The sequence below is a fragment of the Pelagibacterium luteolum genome (genome assembly GCF_900100665.1).
Classification (GTDB): domain Bacteria; phylum Pseudomonadota; class Alphaproteobacteria; order Rhizobiales; family Devosiaceae; genus Pelagibacterium; species Pelagibacterium luteolum.
In genome coordinates, this window is the sequence record NZ_FNCS01000006.1 from 125,764 (window position 1) to 137,928 (window position 12,165).

Below are 12,165 nucleotides of genomic sequence, written 5' to 3' on the forward strand. Positions count from 1 at the left end.
GTGTGACACCAATGCCACAATAAAGCGTAAGCCTAGAGCTTGTAGAGGATCTGATCGACCCAGAAACGCTCCAGACGCGACAGCGCGGTGTTCAATCCGGAAAAATCCGATTCGCCTAGACCGCCGACCTTTTCGATCGAATTGAGGTGGCGTTCGTAAAGCTCGTCGATGACTTCGGCGACTTCTTCGCCCTTGGGCGACAGGCGGATGCGCACCGAACGACGGTCTGTCTTGGAGCGCTCCTGGAAGATGTAGCCGGTTTCGACAAGCTTCTTGAGATTGTAAGAGACATTCGAGCCCAGATAGTAACCGCGAGTTCGCAGTTCGCCGGCGGTCAATTCGCTATCCCCGATGTTGAACATCAGCAGCGCCTGGACGGGGTTGATATCATCCCAACCCATCCGGTCGAACTCGTCCTTGATCAGGTCGAGAAGACGGCGATGAAGGCGTTCGACGCGCGACACTGCTTCGAGGTAAAGCGGCTTGAGGCTGGGACGCTGCGCATCGGCCTTTGCTGCGGAAGTATTGTTAGCCATTGGTTCTGCCTCACTGTCGTTATTTGCGCGATTTTTCGCGTCTGTGATGCCAACCTAGCGCTCGCCCCATAAGATCGACTTAAGGGACACGCTTAATGTTATCTTACGGGAAAACTTGGCGTTTTTAGGTTTTCACTTCCTTACACCGGTAACGAAATCTGTAACCATTACAGAGTGTAAACGCCCTTGCGCGAGGGGTGATGACCCTGCGGATAAAGGGCTTTGAGGGGTTTGCATCCAAGCGGAAAATTGCGGGCTAATCGTGCCGTCAGTTGATCTCGCAGGGTCAGTCCGCGGCGTGCCGCCTGCCCAAAACCTGCGCGAATCCGAAGATGCCAATAGTTGCCAGCAAGATGGCAAGTTTGAAGATAAAGCCCCACAAACTGAGACGAACCCAGTCGCTCCCTGAAAGGTAGAGGGCGATTTCGATGACGAGTGAGGCGAGCAAAACCAGAGCGCCCCATTGCATTCCGATCCACAATCCGACGGCAGCGAAAAGGCGCGTAACGCTGAGCGCTGTGAGAAAGATGAAGCCCGCCGTCGAGGCCTGGCCGGCCGCAGCCGCGCCGATGCCGAGAACAGCAGCGGCGTCGCCCAGCCCGACAAACAGGCTGACGATAGCAAGGATGCGGGCCAGAAGCGCCGTCGGATCGTTTCGCGAATCCATTCCGAGTTCCCAGTTCTCCTTGAGCTAACGTGATTTGGCGTCCAACGACAAGACACGCGCCGCGTCCAAGCGGGACTATTGGCCCGCCCCCTCCCCTTGCCAGCCCGCATGTGGCTGTTAAACAGAGGCTAACACGACGACGGAGATGCCCGATGACCACGCAGTGGGACAAGCACGACATGACATTTCTGCAGGGACGCCGCTTGCGGCGCCCGCGCATGGCGAGTTGGAGCCGGGATCTGGTGCGGGAAAACACCCTTGCGCCGTCCGACCTGATCTGGCCGATCTTTGTCGTCGAGGGCCAAAACGAGCGTCAACCCATCAAGACCATGCCGGGCGTCGAGAGGCTGTCGATCGACCTCGCGGTCGAGGCGGCGAAAGCGGCGCATGCGGAAGGCATTCCCGCGCTTGCCCTGTTTCCCAATACCGATCCGTCCAAGCGCACCGAGAACGGGCGTGAGGCGACAAACCGCGACAATCTCGTCTGCAGGACGCTTTCGGCCATCAAGGATGCGGTTCCCGAAATCGGCCTTGTCGCCGACGTCGCTCTCGATCCATACACCAGCCATGGCCATGACGGGGTGATGGATGGCGACGAAATCCTCAACGACGCGACGGTCGCCATCCTGGTTCAGCAAGCGCTGGTTCAGGCGCGCGCCGGTGCCGATGTCATTGCGCCCTCGGACATGATGGACGGGCGGATCGGGGCGATCAGGGAGGCGTTGGACGAAGAGGGGTTGGACAACACCATCGTTCTTTCCTACGCGGCGAAATACGCGTCTGCATTCTACGGACCGTTCCGCGAGGCTGTCGGGTCCGGTGCGCGTCTCAAGGGCACCAAGCTCAGCTATCAGATGGACCCCGCCAACTCCGAGGATGCAATCCGCGAGGTGGAGCAGGATCTGGCCGAGGGTGCGGACTGGATCATGGTCAAGCCGGGGATGCTCTATCTCGACATCTGCCGCATGCTCAAGGACCGGTTCGACGTACCCGTGTTCGCCTATCAAATCTCGGGCGAGTACGCGATGATCGCAATCGCCGCGGAGGCGGGTGCGCTGGAGCGCGATGCGGCCATGGCGGAAAGCCTGATGGCTTTCAAGCGCGCCGGATGCTCGGGCATTCTCACCTATTTCGCCCTCGACATGGCGCGCAAGATCAACGGGTGATCGGAAGTGTCGCGCGGCGCGTATAGTGGTCATGGCCGAAGCGACACAAGCTATCATCGTCGGATCTTCCGGAGGCATTGGGCGCGCGCTTTTTGACGGGTTGAGCGCGTCGGGTCGGTATGACCAAGTGACCGGACTTTCACGAACAGGCAAGCCGCCTCTCGACCTCACCAATGAGACCTCGGTCGTTGACGCGATCGAGACCATCGCCCCATTAGGCGCCATACGTCTGGTGATCGTGGCAACGGGGCTGCTCCATGACGGGACTATCGCGCCGGAAAAGTCCAACAGGCAGTTGAGCGTCGATGCCCTCGCCCGCTCTTTTGCAATCAACACGATCGGGCCGGCGCTTGTCCTGAAACACATTCTGCCCCTCCTGCCACGGTCGGGTCGTTCACTGGTCATCGTTTTGTCGGCCAAAGTGGGCAGCATTGGTGACAACCGACTCGGTGGCTGGCACAGCTATCGCGCGTCCAAAGCCGCGCTGAACCAGATCGTGCGCACTTGCGCTATCGAGCTCGGACGGACACACAAAGAGGCCGTACTCGTGGCGATGCATCCTGGAACGGTGGATACGCCCCTGTCGCGCCCGTTTTCCCGGGCGGGACTGGACGTTCAGACCCCGGAGGAGGCAGCTTCTGCCATTCTTGGTGGGCTCGACAAATTGCGGGTCGCAGATTCGGGCGGGTTTTTCGATCGGACGGGCATGCGATTGCCTTACTGATGCACGAAATCGTGGCAATGGACTTGTCATGCGGCCGATTGGTCCCAACATGTTCGGCAACCTGAGGAGCATGGACCCATGGCAACCGATTTTCTTGGCCGCATTTTGCGCAGCGACCTGCCCAGCCCGGCGGATTCGCCCGAATTGTTCGAGGGCGTCCTGACGCGACGTGTCTTTGCATTTCTGATCGACTGCGTGATCATGGGCGCAGCGATACTGGTCATCACGCTGCTTGCCGGTATTCTCGGGGTGTTCACGTTCGGGCTGACATGGTTTTCGATCCCGATCATCGTTCCGCTGACATTTATCGCCTATTACGCGGTGACACTGGGTTCGCCGTCGCGTGCGACACTTGGCATGCGGGCGATGGACATCATCCTCACACCGACGCGCAGCGCACCGCTCGATGGCTGGATGGCCATGATCCACGTTGTGATCTTCTGGCTGAGCACGTCGATCCTGACGCCATTCATCCTGCTGATCGGACTTGTCACGGGTCGTCGTCAATTGCTGCACGACATGATCGTGGGCACGCTCATGGTCCGGCGATCGCCGATGGAGCGGCACTGGGCCGACCATGCCCGTACCGGGTCCACCATCTGACAGTAACGATCTGCCGCGTTGCACCTTTGGCCCGGGCCGATTACACTTGGCACACTGCAATATTGGGCCAAGCGAGTAGCCGCGATGGATCACACCCCGGAAAGCGCCCAGTTCTTTTTGACGGCGCCCTCGCCCTGCCCCTACCTTCCGGGGCAGCAGGAGCGGAAACTGTTCACCCACCTTTCTGGGCGCAGGGCCAGCGCGTTGCACCACCTGCTGTCCGACCATGGCTTCCGCCGGAGCCAGAACCTGATCTATCGCCCCGCTTGCCTCGATTGTGATGCCTGCCAGTCCGTTCGCGTGAACGCCAAGGCCTTCACCCCCGCCACACGCCATCGCAGAAATCTTCGGATCAACGCGGATATCGCCTCTGAGGTCGTGGCGCCGATGGTGACGTCCGAGCAATACGGATTGTTCAAACGTTATCTCGATGCCCGCCATGACGGCGGCGGCATGACGCAGATGAGCTATCTCGATTATGAATTCATGGTGGAGGATACGCCCGTCCGCTCGGTGTTGATCGAATATCGCATGCGGGCCGATGCGGACGGCCTTGCCGAGGGCCAGTTGGTCGGCGTTGCGCTGACCGATCCCCTGCCCGATGGCCTCTCGATGGTCTACAGTTTCTTTGACCCTGCGTTGCGGCGCCGCGGACTGGGCACCATGATGATCCTCGACCACATTGCGCGCGCTGCCGAGATGGGCGGCTATCTCTATCTCGGGTATTGGGTGAAGGACTCGCCCAAGATGGCCTACAAAGTCGGATTTCAGCCACTTGAGGTCCAAAAAGGGGCGCGGGGCTGGGTCGAACTGGATCCCGATTTGCCTCCGGACGCCGAATAACGTGCAGCGCCTCAAATCGATTATAGCGGCACTCGTGGCCGCGGGGTTCCTGTTGGCGTGCTGTATCCTGGCCGGCATGGCGGTCTCGGGAGTGCTGGGGTTCATCTATCCCGCGATGGATCTTGCCAACCACGCACAACCGGTTCTGTTTTTCGGGCTCATCGCGCTCGTCATCACCACGCCGTTCTTCGTCAAATTCGCTGCAGCACGCTCGTTGGCACTGGCTATTGCGGCGACGGGCTTGGTGGCATCCAGTGTGATCTACGTGCCCGAGACCGTTGCAGGCTTTTTACCACGCCCACCGATCACCGGGGATAACCCGACTTATCGGCTGATGACGTTCAACGTTTTCGGACGCAACGAGGAGCCGGAAACGATTGCCCGAACTGTTGGGACAATTGATCCCGATATCGTGGCGCTGCAGGAGTACAGCCCACAAGTGCGGTCGATATTGCATCCCCTCCTTGCGGAACGGTATCCGCATTTCCAGTATTGCGCCGGCGGGCAGAGGGCGTTTGTTGGTCTCTACGCCAAGATCCCGTTTGAGCCCCTTGAGGCTGATGCGTGCTCATCATCAATCATGAGTCAGGATCGCACGGCGCGGATCATCGTCAGGTTCGATGTGCCCGACGCGCCCGATTTTGCGCTGGCGACGACGCATAACGACTGGCCGGCTCCGATTACGCGGCAGGCGATCCAGTTCGCGATGTTGCGCGACGCCTTGTCGACGGTGGATGCGCCGCTGATCGTTGTGGGCGACTTCAATTCAACGCCGTGGTCTTACGCCTTGCGCAATTTCGTGGCCGAGGCGGGGCTGGTGCGGCACACGCGGAATGTGCCGACCTTTCCAACGCTCTGGTACTATCTGCGCGACTGGCGCCCGATGTTTCCGATCCTGCCGATCGACCACGTCATGACGCGTGGCGGCACGCAGATACACACGCTGCGAACCGACGATCCCAGCGGCAGCGACCACCTGCCGATTGTCGTGGAATTCTCGGTCGCTGAACCGTAAATCCACGAGTCATCGAAAGCGGTTAGCCCACGAACTTGTTGTTGCGTGGGAAGCCCGTCGGCGGCTGTCGGCCGGCCTGGGCACGGTCTCCGACCCAGTCGCGCAACTCATCCATGGATTTCGAATAGGTGCGCCCCGATGAATCGGTCCATGTCAGGCCCTCGGCTGCGTTGAAGAGTTTGGCGTCCGAGATGCCGCCATCCTTGTATTTTTGCAGCCGCACACCTTTGCCGCGGTTCATTTCCGGCAGCTGGGCCGCGGGGAAGATCAGGAGCTTGCGGTTCTGGCCCATGACCGCGACCATGTCGCCGGCGGCGGGCACGCACAGCCTTGCCTCGCCGGGACTGGAGACGTTGAGGACCTGCTTGCCCTTGCGGGTGTTGGCGATCAGATCGTCTTCAGTCACCACGAAGCCATTGCCGATGTCGGAGGCGATGAGGCGCTTGGCGCCGGGTCGGTAGATGAAGAGGTCGACGACGTCCTGCCCCTCCTCGATATCGACCATGATACGCACGGGTTCGCCGTGGCCACGTCCGCCGGGCAATTTGTCGGCGCCGAGGGTGTAGACCTTCCCGCCTGTCGTGAGCATCAGGAGCTTGTCGGTCGTTTCGCAGGTGAAGGCGATCTTGAGGCGATCGTCGGCCTTAAAGCTTTGCGTCGCCAGATCGTTGTTGTGACCTTTGAGAGCGCGGATCCATCCTTTTTGCGAAAGGATGACGGTGATCGGTTCGCGCTCGATCATTGCGGTTTCGATGTCGGCCAGATCCGTCTGGGGCGCGGCGGCGAACTGGGTGCGGCGGCGGCCCAGCTTGGTGTCGGGCCCATACGCCTTGCGCAGATCGGTCACCTCGGTTGTGATGATGCCCCACTGCTTTTTTTCCGAACCGAGAATGGCTTCGATGTGGGTCTTTTCTTCGGTGAGCTTGTCGAACTCGGTGCGAATCTCGAATTCCTCGAGCTTGCGCAAAGACCGCAGACGCATGTTGAGGATGGCGTCCGCCTGAACTTCGGTCAGATCCCATTTGGCCATCATCTCGGCCTTGGGATCATCTTCCTCGCGGATGATGCGGATCACCTCGTCGAGATTAAGATAGGCGACGAGGTAGCCGCCCAAGACCTCGAGACGGTGCTCGATCTGCCCCAGACGATAACGCGAGCGGCGGACGAGGACATCCTTGCGGTGATTGAGCCAGGCCCTGAGCGCCTCGGCCAAATTCATGACACGCGGAATCTGGCCCTTGTCGAGCACGTTCATGTTGAGCGAGAAGCGCGTTTCGAGCTCGGTGAGCTTGAACATCGATTCCATTAGCAAAACGGCATCGACGGTGCGGGCGCGCGGCTCGAGGACGAGCCTGATGTCCTCGGCGCTCTCGTCGCGCACGTCTTTCAAGAGCGGCAGACGGCGGGCAAGCAGGAGTTCAGCGATCTTTTCGACAAGGCGCGATTTCTGCACGCCGTAGGGGATTTCGGTGATGACGATGTTATAGGTGCCGCGACCATTGTCCTCGACTTCCCACTTGGCGCGGATGCGGAAGCTGCCGCGACCTGTGGTGTAGGCCTGCTCGGTGGACGCGGGCTCATCGACCAGGATGCCGCCGGTGGGGAAATCGGGGCCTGGGACGAAGCGGATCAGGTCTTTGGCCGTGGCTTCGGGATTGGCGAGAAGATGCAGCGACGCGTCGCAGAGTTCGGCGACATTGTGGGGCGGGATGTTCGTGGCCATGCCCACTGCGATACCGCTCGAGCCATTGGCGAGCAGATTGGGGAAATTGGACGGCAGGACGACGGGTTCTTCGTCTTCGCCATCGTAATTTGGGCGGAAGTCGACGGCGTCTTCGGTGATCGCTTCGAGAAGGCGCGAGGCGACTTCGGTCATGCGGCTTTCGGTGTAGCGCATGGCCGCCGCGCTATCGCCATCGACCGAGCCGAAATTGCCCTGGCCATCGACAAGCGGATAGCGAACGGCGAAATCCTGGGCGAGACGCACGAGCGCATCATAGACCGATTGATCGCCATGCGGGTGGAACTTACCGATGACGTCACCGACGATACGCGCCGATTTCTTGTAGCCCTGCCCCGGATCGAGCTTGAGCAGCCGCATGGCGTGGAGGATGCGGCGATGGACCGGTTTCAGACCGTCACGGGCATCTGGCAGGGCGCGCTGGGTGATGGTCGAAATTGCATAAGAAAGATATCGCTCTTCAAGCGCCTGCTTGAGATCGACGATGCGTTCGTCACCACCCGGCGGGTCCATTACTTCGGCCATATCGGTCCTTGCTTTCGTCTGCCGCGAATCAGTGCGTGATTATAGGGGCGCAGGGGCGGATCGCCTAGGAAACCGGGAGTTATCAACCGAGGGACGTGCGGAAACAGCCGACGGCGATATCGCCTCGGATTGAGCGGTAGTCAAAGACGGCATGGGGCGATGAACGCTCCGCACTGTATTTGTTTTATATGAAGCGATCATCGCCCCAAGCGCTCGGGATTTTTGGCTTACTCGCCCTTCAGAAGGCTGGGGTCAATCCCCGCCGGGTTTCCCCGGTACACCGTCGTGTCTCCACGACGGCTGGCACTTGTGGCGTTTAGGCCTCCCCTGCGGCGACCCGCAAGGAACCCGAACCAAACCCGCTCAAACGTTCGTTGCGCTTGCGTCCATAGGCGCGGGTTCGTTCGGGGATTATGGATGCAGTTGAGAGGGCGGGGATAAGTTATTTCTTGGGCAAGGGTGTTTGCGGAGACTCAGCGCACCCCTCATCCGACCCGGCTACGCCGGCCCACCTTCTCCCTCAAGGGGCGAAGGAAGAACCTGGTTGGCTTAGACGTTTCTTTCAGACTCAGCTTCTTTCTTTCCTTCTCCCCTTGAGGGAGAAGGTGGCCCGAAGGGTCGGATGAGGGGTGCGCAGAGACGCGGAGCCACTTGGGTATGCGACGAGGGGGTCACTCGGTACCGGCGAGGTGGCGGATGAGCCAGTCGCGGGTTTCGGGGGGGCGGGATTGGCGGGGGGTCCAGATGTGGCGATCGAGGAAGTGGCCGGTGAGGGCGAAGGCGTCGCCGATGTCGGCGAGGGATGCAGGGACATCATCGACGAGGAATTGAGGGAGGCGCAGGAGGCGATCGCGGTAGGGTTCGGCGGCCTCGGTGCTGACGGCGCGGCCAGATTTTGGGGATACGAAGGTGAGATTGTCCTGCACGCCGGTGACGGCACAACTCTGGAGATCGAGACCGAAACCGAGTTCTTCGAGCAGGAACATTTCAAAGCGCGCCAATTCGGCCCCGAGCGATCTGCTGTTGGATCGCAGTCCGGGTTCAGCCGACAGTTTCGTCCAGTCGCCGTCGATGAGGGCGATAGAGACGGCGAGCAGTTCGTCGTGCGGATCGCGCTCGGGGAGCAGGCGCAGGTGATCGGCGAGCAATTGTATGAGATAGAGCTTTTGCCGATCGGCCATCAATTCCGCGGCGCGCATGCGGGTGACTTCGGCGACGAAGGTGCCGAGATGATCTTCGAGCCGGGCGCGCCAGACCAGTTGGGCGGAATTGCCCAATTGCAGGGAGGCCGCCTGTTTCGGTGAACGCCCACCGCGGATCAGGCCGAGGCATCGACCACGACCTGGCACCATGGCTTCAACGATTACGGCGCTTTCGCCATGCCGTCTGACACCGATGATAAGGCCCTCGCCGGACCATTCCATGGCTAACTCACCTCCGCCGGGCGGATGTAGAGGTCGCAGTCGTCGCCCTCGTAAGAGGCCTGGTTCAAAACAAATCCCTGGGCCGTGAGCATGTGAACCGACGCCAGATTGAGGGGATCGACGGTTGCGCGCATCGGTTTGTCCGGGTGGCGCTGGCACCAGAAACCCACGAGACCGCGCAACAGTTCGCTGCCATAGCCCCTGCCCCAATAGGCGTGGGCGAGACCATAGATCACCTCTTCGGCGTCATCTGGAGGGCGTGCGATGCCGGCCCAGCCGATCATCTCGCCGGTTTCGCACAGGATGACAGCGCCCGTGGCGTAGCCAAAGCGATCGATATTGTCACAGGAATTGGCGACCCAAAGCGCGGCATCTTCGGGCGACAGCGCTGTGCCTTCGCCGACGAAATGGGCAACGCGCGGATCGGCGAACATAGCGACGAGTCCCGGCTCGTCCGCCGGGGTGAACGGTCGGACGATCAGCCGTTCGGTTTCAAGCTGGCCGACCTTCAACATGGCTCATTTCGTCCAGTCCAGCCCCATTTCGCGGTAGCGCTCGGGGTCGTCGGCCCAGTTGGCACGAACCTTGACGAAGAGGAACAAGTGCACCTCTGTCTCAAACATCTCCATCATTTCCTTGCGCGCCTCTGCGCCGATGGTCTTGATGGTTTGTCCCTTGGCACCGAGCACGATCATCTTGTGGGTGTCGCGCGTAACGTACACAACCTGCTCGATGCGGTAGCTGCCGTCCTTTTGCACCTTGAAACTCTCGGTTTCGACGGTCGCCTGATAGGGGATTTCGTCGTGGATGCGCAGGAAGAGTTTTTCGCGCGTCACTTCGGCGGAGGTCAGGGCGAGCGTCAGATCGGTCAGATGTTCTTCGGGGAAGTGCCATTCGCCGAGCGGGGCCTTTTCGCGGCACCAGTCGATGAAATCGGTGACGCCGTGCCCACGCAAGGCCGAAATCATGAACGTGGTTTCGAACATGCCCTTTTCGTTGAGCGCTTGGGACAGCCCCAACAGCGCCTCGTGCTTGACCTTGTCGATCTTGTTGATGACCAGCACCTTGGGCTGGCGGATGTTTTCCAGCCCCTGCAGCAGAGCCTCGACTTCGGAGTTCAGACCTTTTTGCGCGTCGATGATCAGGGCAACCATGTCGGCGTCCCCTGCCCCCGTCCAGGCTGACTGCACCATGGCGCGATCCAACCGGCGTTTTGGCGCGAAGATGCCTGGGGTGTCGATGAAGACCAACTGGCTTTCCTCAACCGTCATCACGCCGCGCACCTGGGCCCGCGTGGTTTGCGCCTTATGGGTGACGATCGAGACCTTGGTGCCGACAAGCGCGTTGAGCAGCGTCGATTTGCCCGCGTTCGGCGCGCCGACAAGGGCGACGAAGCCGCATTTGGTGTGGATCGTTGTATCTTCGCTCATTGTCCGGCTTTCCACACACCTTCACGTAGAAGGAATTTTTCAGCGGCCTGATGTTCGGCCAGTTTTTTCGACGTTCCAGTGGCCGTTAGAGGCTCAAAACCGCGGACCAGAACCGATATTGTAAAGACCGGCGCATGGTCGGGGCCGGAGCGGGCCGTTTCGGTATAGGCCGGGGGTTCGAGCCCTTTGGCCTGGGCCCATTCTTGAAGAGCGGTTTTTGAATCCGCACGGCGGGCCTGAGCCACGTCGAGATTATCACCGAACATACGGGCCACGAATTCATGGGCGGGATCGAGCCCGCCATCGGCATAGATGGCGCCGATCACAGCTTCGCAGACATCGCCCAGAATGGCGTCCTTGTCGGCGCCGCCGGTGCGGGCTTCGCTTTCGCCCAGTCGGACGAAGGAGCCCATACCGAGCTTGCGGGCCACGCGGGCGCAGGTTTCCTTACGCACGAGGCTGTTGAGCGTGCGCGACAGCTCGCCTTCATTGGCTTTCGGAAGGCGATCCGAGAGCATGTCGGCGACGACGAGACCGAGGACGCGATCACCCAGGAATTCGAAGCGCTGGTAGGATTCAGATGTGCGCTTGGAGGGCGACACCGCACTCGAGTGCGTCAGGGCGCGCACGAGCAGGGCCGGGTCCTTGAAGGTATATCCCAGCCGTGCTTCGAGCGTTTCCCTGTCGCGTGCCCTCAAGCTCATTCGTAAACCGATGTGAACATGCGGTCGAACCGCACATTGCCCGGCCAGCGCCAAATCTGCCAGGGCGGGATGTTATCGTTGATCGAGAAGAAGCGCCATTCCGCCTTGCCGACGAAATTTTCAAACGGCACGTAGCCGACCGCCGTCAGCGAGCGCGAGTCGAGCGAACGATCGCGGTTGTCGCCCATCATGAAATAATGACCCGGGGGCACCGTATAGACCGACGTGTTGTCGAACTGGGCGTTGTCGGACACTTCCTGCACGACATAGCTCACGCCATTGGGCAGGGTTTCGCGATAGAGCTGCACGGGCAGATCGAGGCCGCTGCTGTCGCGATCGATGTCCTCGCCAACCAGTTCGCGCGGGACCTCTTCACCATTAATGTTGAGCGTTCCGTCGATCATCTGGATGCGGTCGCCCGGCAGGCCGATCACGCGCTTCACGTAGTTGTCGCGTTGGGGCACGGGGCGGAACACGGCGACATCGCCACGCTCGGGCGAGGACCCGAAAATACGACCGTTCCACGGCACCTCGCTATAGGGCAGCGAGTAGCGCGAATATCCATAAGAATATTTGGACGACAGGATGTAATCGCCGATCAACAGGTTCGACTGCATCGAAGCTGTCGGAATTGAGAACGGCTCAAAGGCAAAGGTGCGAAACACCAGAGCGATCAGAAGGGCCTGAACGATGATGACGATGGTTTCGCGCAGTTCGCCCTTGCCGGTCTTCTTCTTGGCGGCGTCCGACATAGGGGTGCTCATGGGTTCTGTAAAACTCGTACGGT

The 12,165-nt window shown here is 60.5% G+C and carries 13 protein-coding genes; 5 read left to right on the top strand and 8 right to left on the bottom strand.

From position 1 onward, the window contains the following. Positions 1-32: 32 nt before the first annotated feature. Both ldtR and BLR31_RS11885 read right to left on the bottom strand, forming a co-directional pair. Positions 33-536, bottom strand: a complete 504-nt coding sequence (gene ldtR, locus BLR31_RS11880) for a transcriptional regulator LdtR (protein WP_090596576.1) — start codon at positions 534-536, stop codon at positions 33-35. A 286-nt stretch (positions 537-822) separates the two neighbouring features. Beyond that, positions 823-1,203, bottom strand: coding sequence for a DUF6163 family protein (locus BLR31_RS11885; protein ID WP_090596579.1), 381 nt, complete (start codon positions 1,201-1,203; stop codon positions 823-825). Positions 1,204-1,355: 152 nt separating this feature from the next. Between BLR31_RS11885 and hemB the strand changes: the two genes are divergently transcribed. From hemB to BLR31_RS11910, 5 genes are all read left to right on the top strand, one after another. After that, positions 1,356-2,369: a porphobilinogen synthase gene (hemB, locus tag BLR31_RS11890; protein WP_090596582.1), complete on the top strand. Its 1,014-nt coding sequence runs from the start codon at positions 1,356-1,358 to the stop codon at positions 2,367-2,369. Positions 2,370-2,400: 31 nt separating this feature from the next. After that, the gene (locus tag BLR31_RS11895; RefSeq protein ID WP_176762636.1) at positions 2,401-3,093 is read left to right on the top strand and encodes an SDR family NAD(P)-dependent oxidoreductase; all 693 of its coding nucleotides are present in this window, start codon (positions 2,401-2,403) and stop codon (positions 3,091-3,093) included. Between the two features lie 78 nt (positions 3,094-3,171). Further along, positions 3,172-3,696, top strand: coding sequence for an RDD family protein (locus tag BLR31_RS11900; protein ID WP_090596585.1), 525 nt, complete (start codon positions 3,172-3,174; stop codon positions 3,694-3,696). Positions 3,697-3,780: 84 nt separating this feature from the next. Beyond that, positions 3,781-4,539: an arginyltransferase gene (locus BLR31_RS11905; protein ID WP_090596588.1), complete on the top strand. Its 759-nt coding sequence runs from the start codon at positions 3,781-3,783 to the stop codon at positions 4,537-4,539. Between the two features lies 1 nt (position 4,540). Next, the gene (locus tag BLR31_RS11910) at positions 4,541-5,554 is read left to right on the top strand and encodes an endonuclease/exonuclease/phosphatase family protein (RefSeq protein WP_090596590.1); all 1,014 of its coding nucleotides are present in this window, start codon (positions 4,541-4,543) and stop codon (positions 5,552-5,554) included. A gap of 22 nt (positions 5,555-5,576) precedes the next feature. On the opposite strand, the gene parC is transcribed toward BLR31_RS11910, so the two are convergent. From parC to lepB, 6 genes are all read right to left on the bottom strand, one after another. Then, a complete protein-coding gene (gene parC, locus BLR31_RS11915; RefSeq protein ID WP_090596593.1) occupies positions 5,577-7,820 on the bottom strand; it encodes a DNA topoisomerase IV subunit A in 2,244 nt (747 codons plus the stop codon). Between the two features lie 671 nt (positions 7,821-8,491). Next, entirely contained in the window at positions 8,492-9,244 is a 753-nt protein-coding gene (gene recO, locus BLR31_RS11920) for a DNA repair protein RecO (RefSeq protein WP_090596596.1), read from the bottom strand. A gap of 2 nt (positions 9,245-9,246) precedes the next feature. Then, positions 9,247-9,759 carry a GNAT family N-acetyltransferase gene (locus BLR31_RS11925; RefSeq protein ID WP_090596599.1) on the bottom strand — a complete coding sequence of 171 codons (513 nt, stop codon included), beginning with the start codon at positions 9,757-9,759 and terminating at the stop codon, positions 9,247-9,249. Positions 9,760-9,762: 3 nt separating this feature from the next. Further along, entirely contained in the window at positions 9,763-10,674 is a 912-nt protein-coding gene (era, locus tag BLR31_RS11930; RefSeq protein WP_090596602.1) for a GTPase Era, read from the bottom strand. Then, entirely contained in the window at positions 10,671-11,378 is a 708-nt protein-coding gene (gene rnc, locus BLR31_RS11935) for a ribonuclease III (RefSeq protein ID WP_090596605.1), read from the bottom strand. The genes era and rnc overlap by 4 nt, the downstream gene beginning before the upstream one ends. Next, the gene (gene lepB / locus BLR31_RS11940) at positions 11,375-12,130 is read right to left on the bottom strand and encodes a signal peptidase I (RefSeq protein ID WP_090596608.1); all 756 of its coding nucleotides are present in this window, start codon (positions 12,128-12,130) and stop codon (positions 11,375-11,377) included. Before lepB ends, rnc begins: the two co-directional genes overlap by 4 nt. Positions 12,131-12,165 lie beyond the last annotated feature (35 nt).

What these genes read in the sequence shown, in the direction of transcription:
- parC (WP_090596593.1), bottom strand. Translation starts at nt 7,820, where the DNA reads ATGGCCGAAGTAATGGACCCGCCGGGTGGTGACGAACGCATCGTCGAT.
- BLR31_RS11900 (WP_090596585.1), top strand. Translation starts at nt 3,172, where the DNA reads ATGGCAACCGATTTTCTTGGCCGCATTTTGCGCAGCGACCTGCCCAGC.
- BLR31_RS11895 (WP_176762636.1), top strand. Translation starts at nt 2,401, where the DNA reads ATGGCCGAAGCGACACAAGCTATCATCGTCGGATCTTCCGGAGGCATT.
- BLR31_RS11925 (WP_090596599.1), bottom strand. Translation starts at nt 9,759, where the DNA reads ATGTTGAAGGTCGGCCAGCTTGAAACCGAACGGCTGATCGTCCGACCG.
- hemB (WP_090596582.1), top strand. Translation starts at nt 1,356, where the DNA reads ATGACCACGCAGTGGGACAAGCACGACATGACATTTCTGCAGGGACGC.
- BLR31_RS11885 (WP_090596579.1), bottom strand. Translation starts at nt 1,203, where the DNA reads ATGGATTCGCGAAACGATCCGACGGCGCTTCTGGCCCGCATCCTTGCT.
- lepB (WP_090596608.1), bottom strand. Translation starts at nt 12,130, where the DNA reads ATGTCGGACGCCGCCAAGAAGAAGACCGGCAAGGGCGAACTGCGCGAA.
- recO (WP_090596596.1), bottom strand. Translation starts at nt 9,244, where the DNA reads ATGGAATGGTCCGGCGAGGGCCTTATCATCGGTGTCAGACGGCATGGC.
- era (WP_090596602.1), bottom strand. Translation starts at nt 10,674, where the DNA reads ATGAGCGAAGATACAACGATCCACACCAAATGCGGCTTCGTCGCCCTT.
- ldtR (WP_090596576.1), bottom strand. Translation starts at nt 536, where the DNA reads ATGGCTAACAATACTTCCGCAGCAAAGGCCGATGCGCAGCGTCCCAGC.
- BLR31_RS11905 (WP_090596588.1), top strand. Translation starts at nt 3,781, where the DNA reads ATGGATCACACCCCGGAAAGCGCCCAGTTCTTTTTGACGGCGCCCTCG.
- rnc (WP_090596605.1), bottom strand. Translation starts at nt 11,378, where the DNA reads ATGAGCTTGAGGGCACGCGACAGGGAAACGCTCGAAGCACGGCTGGGA.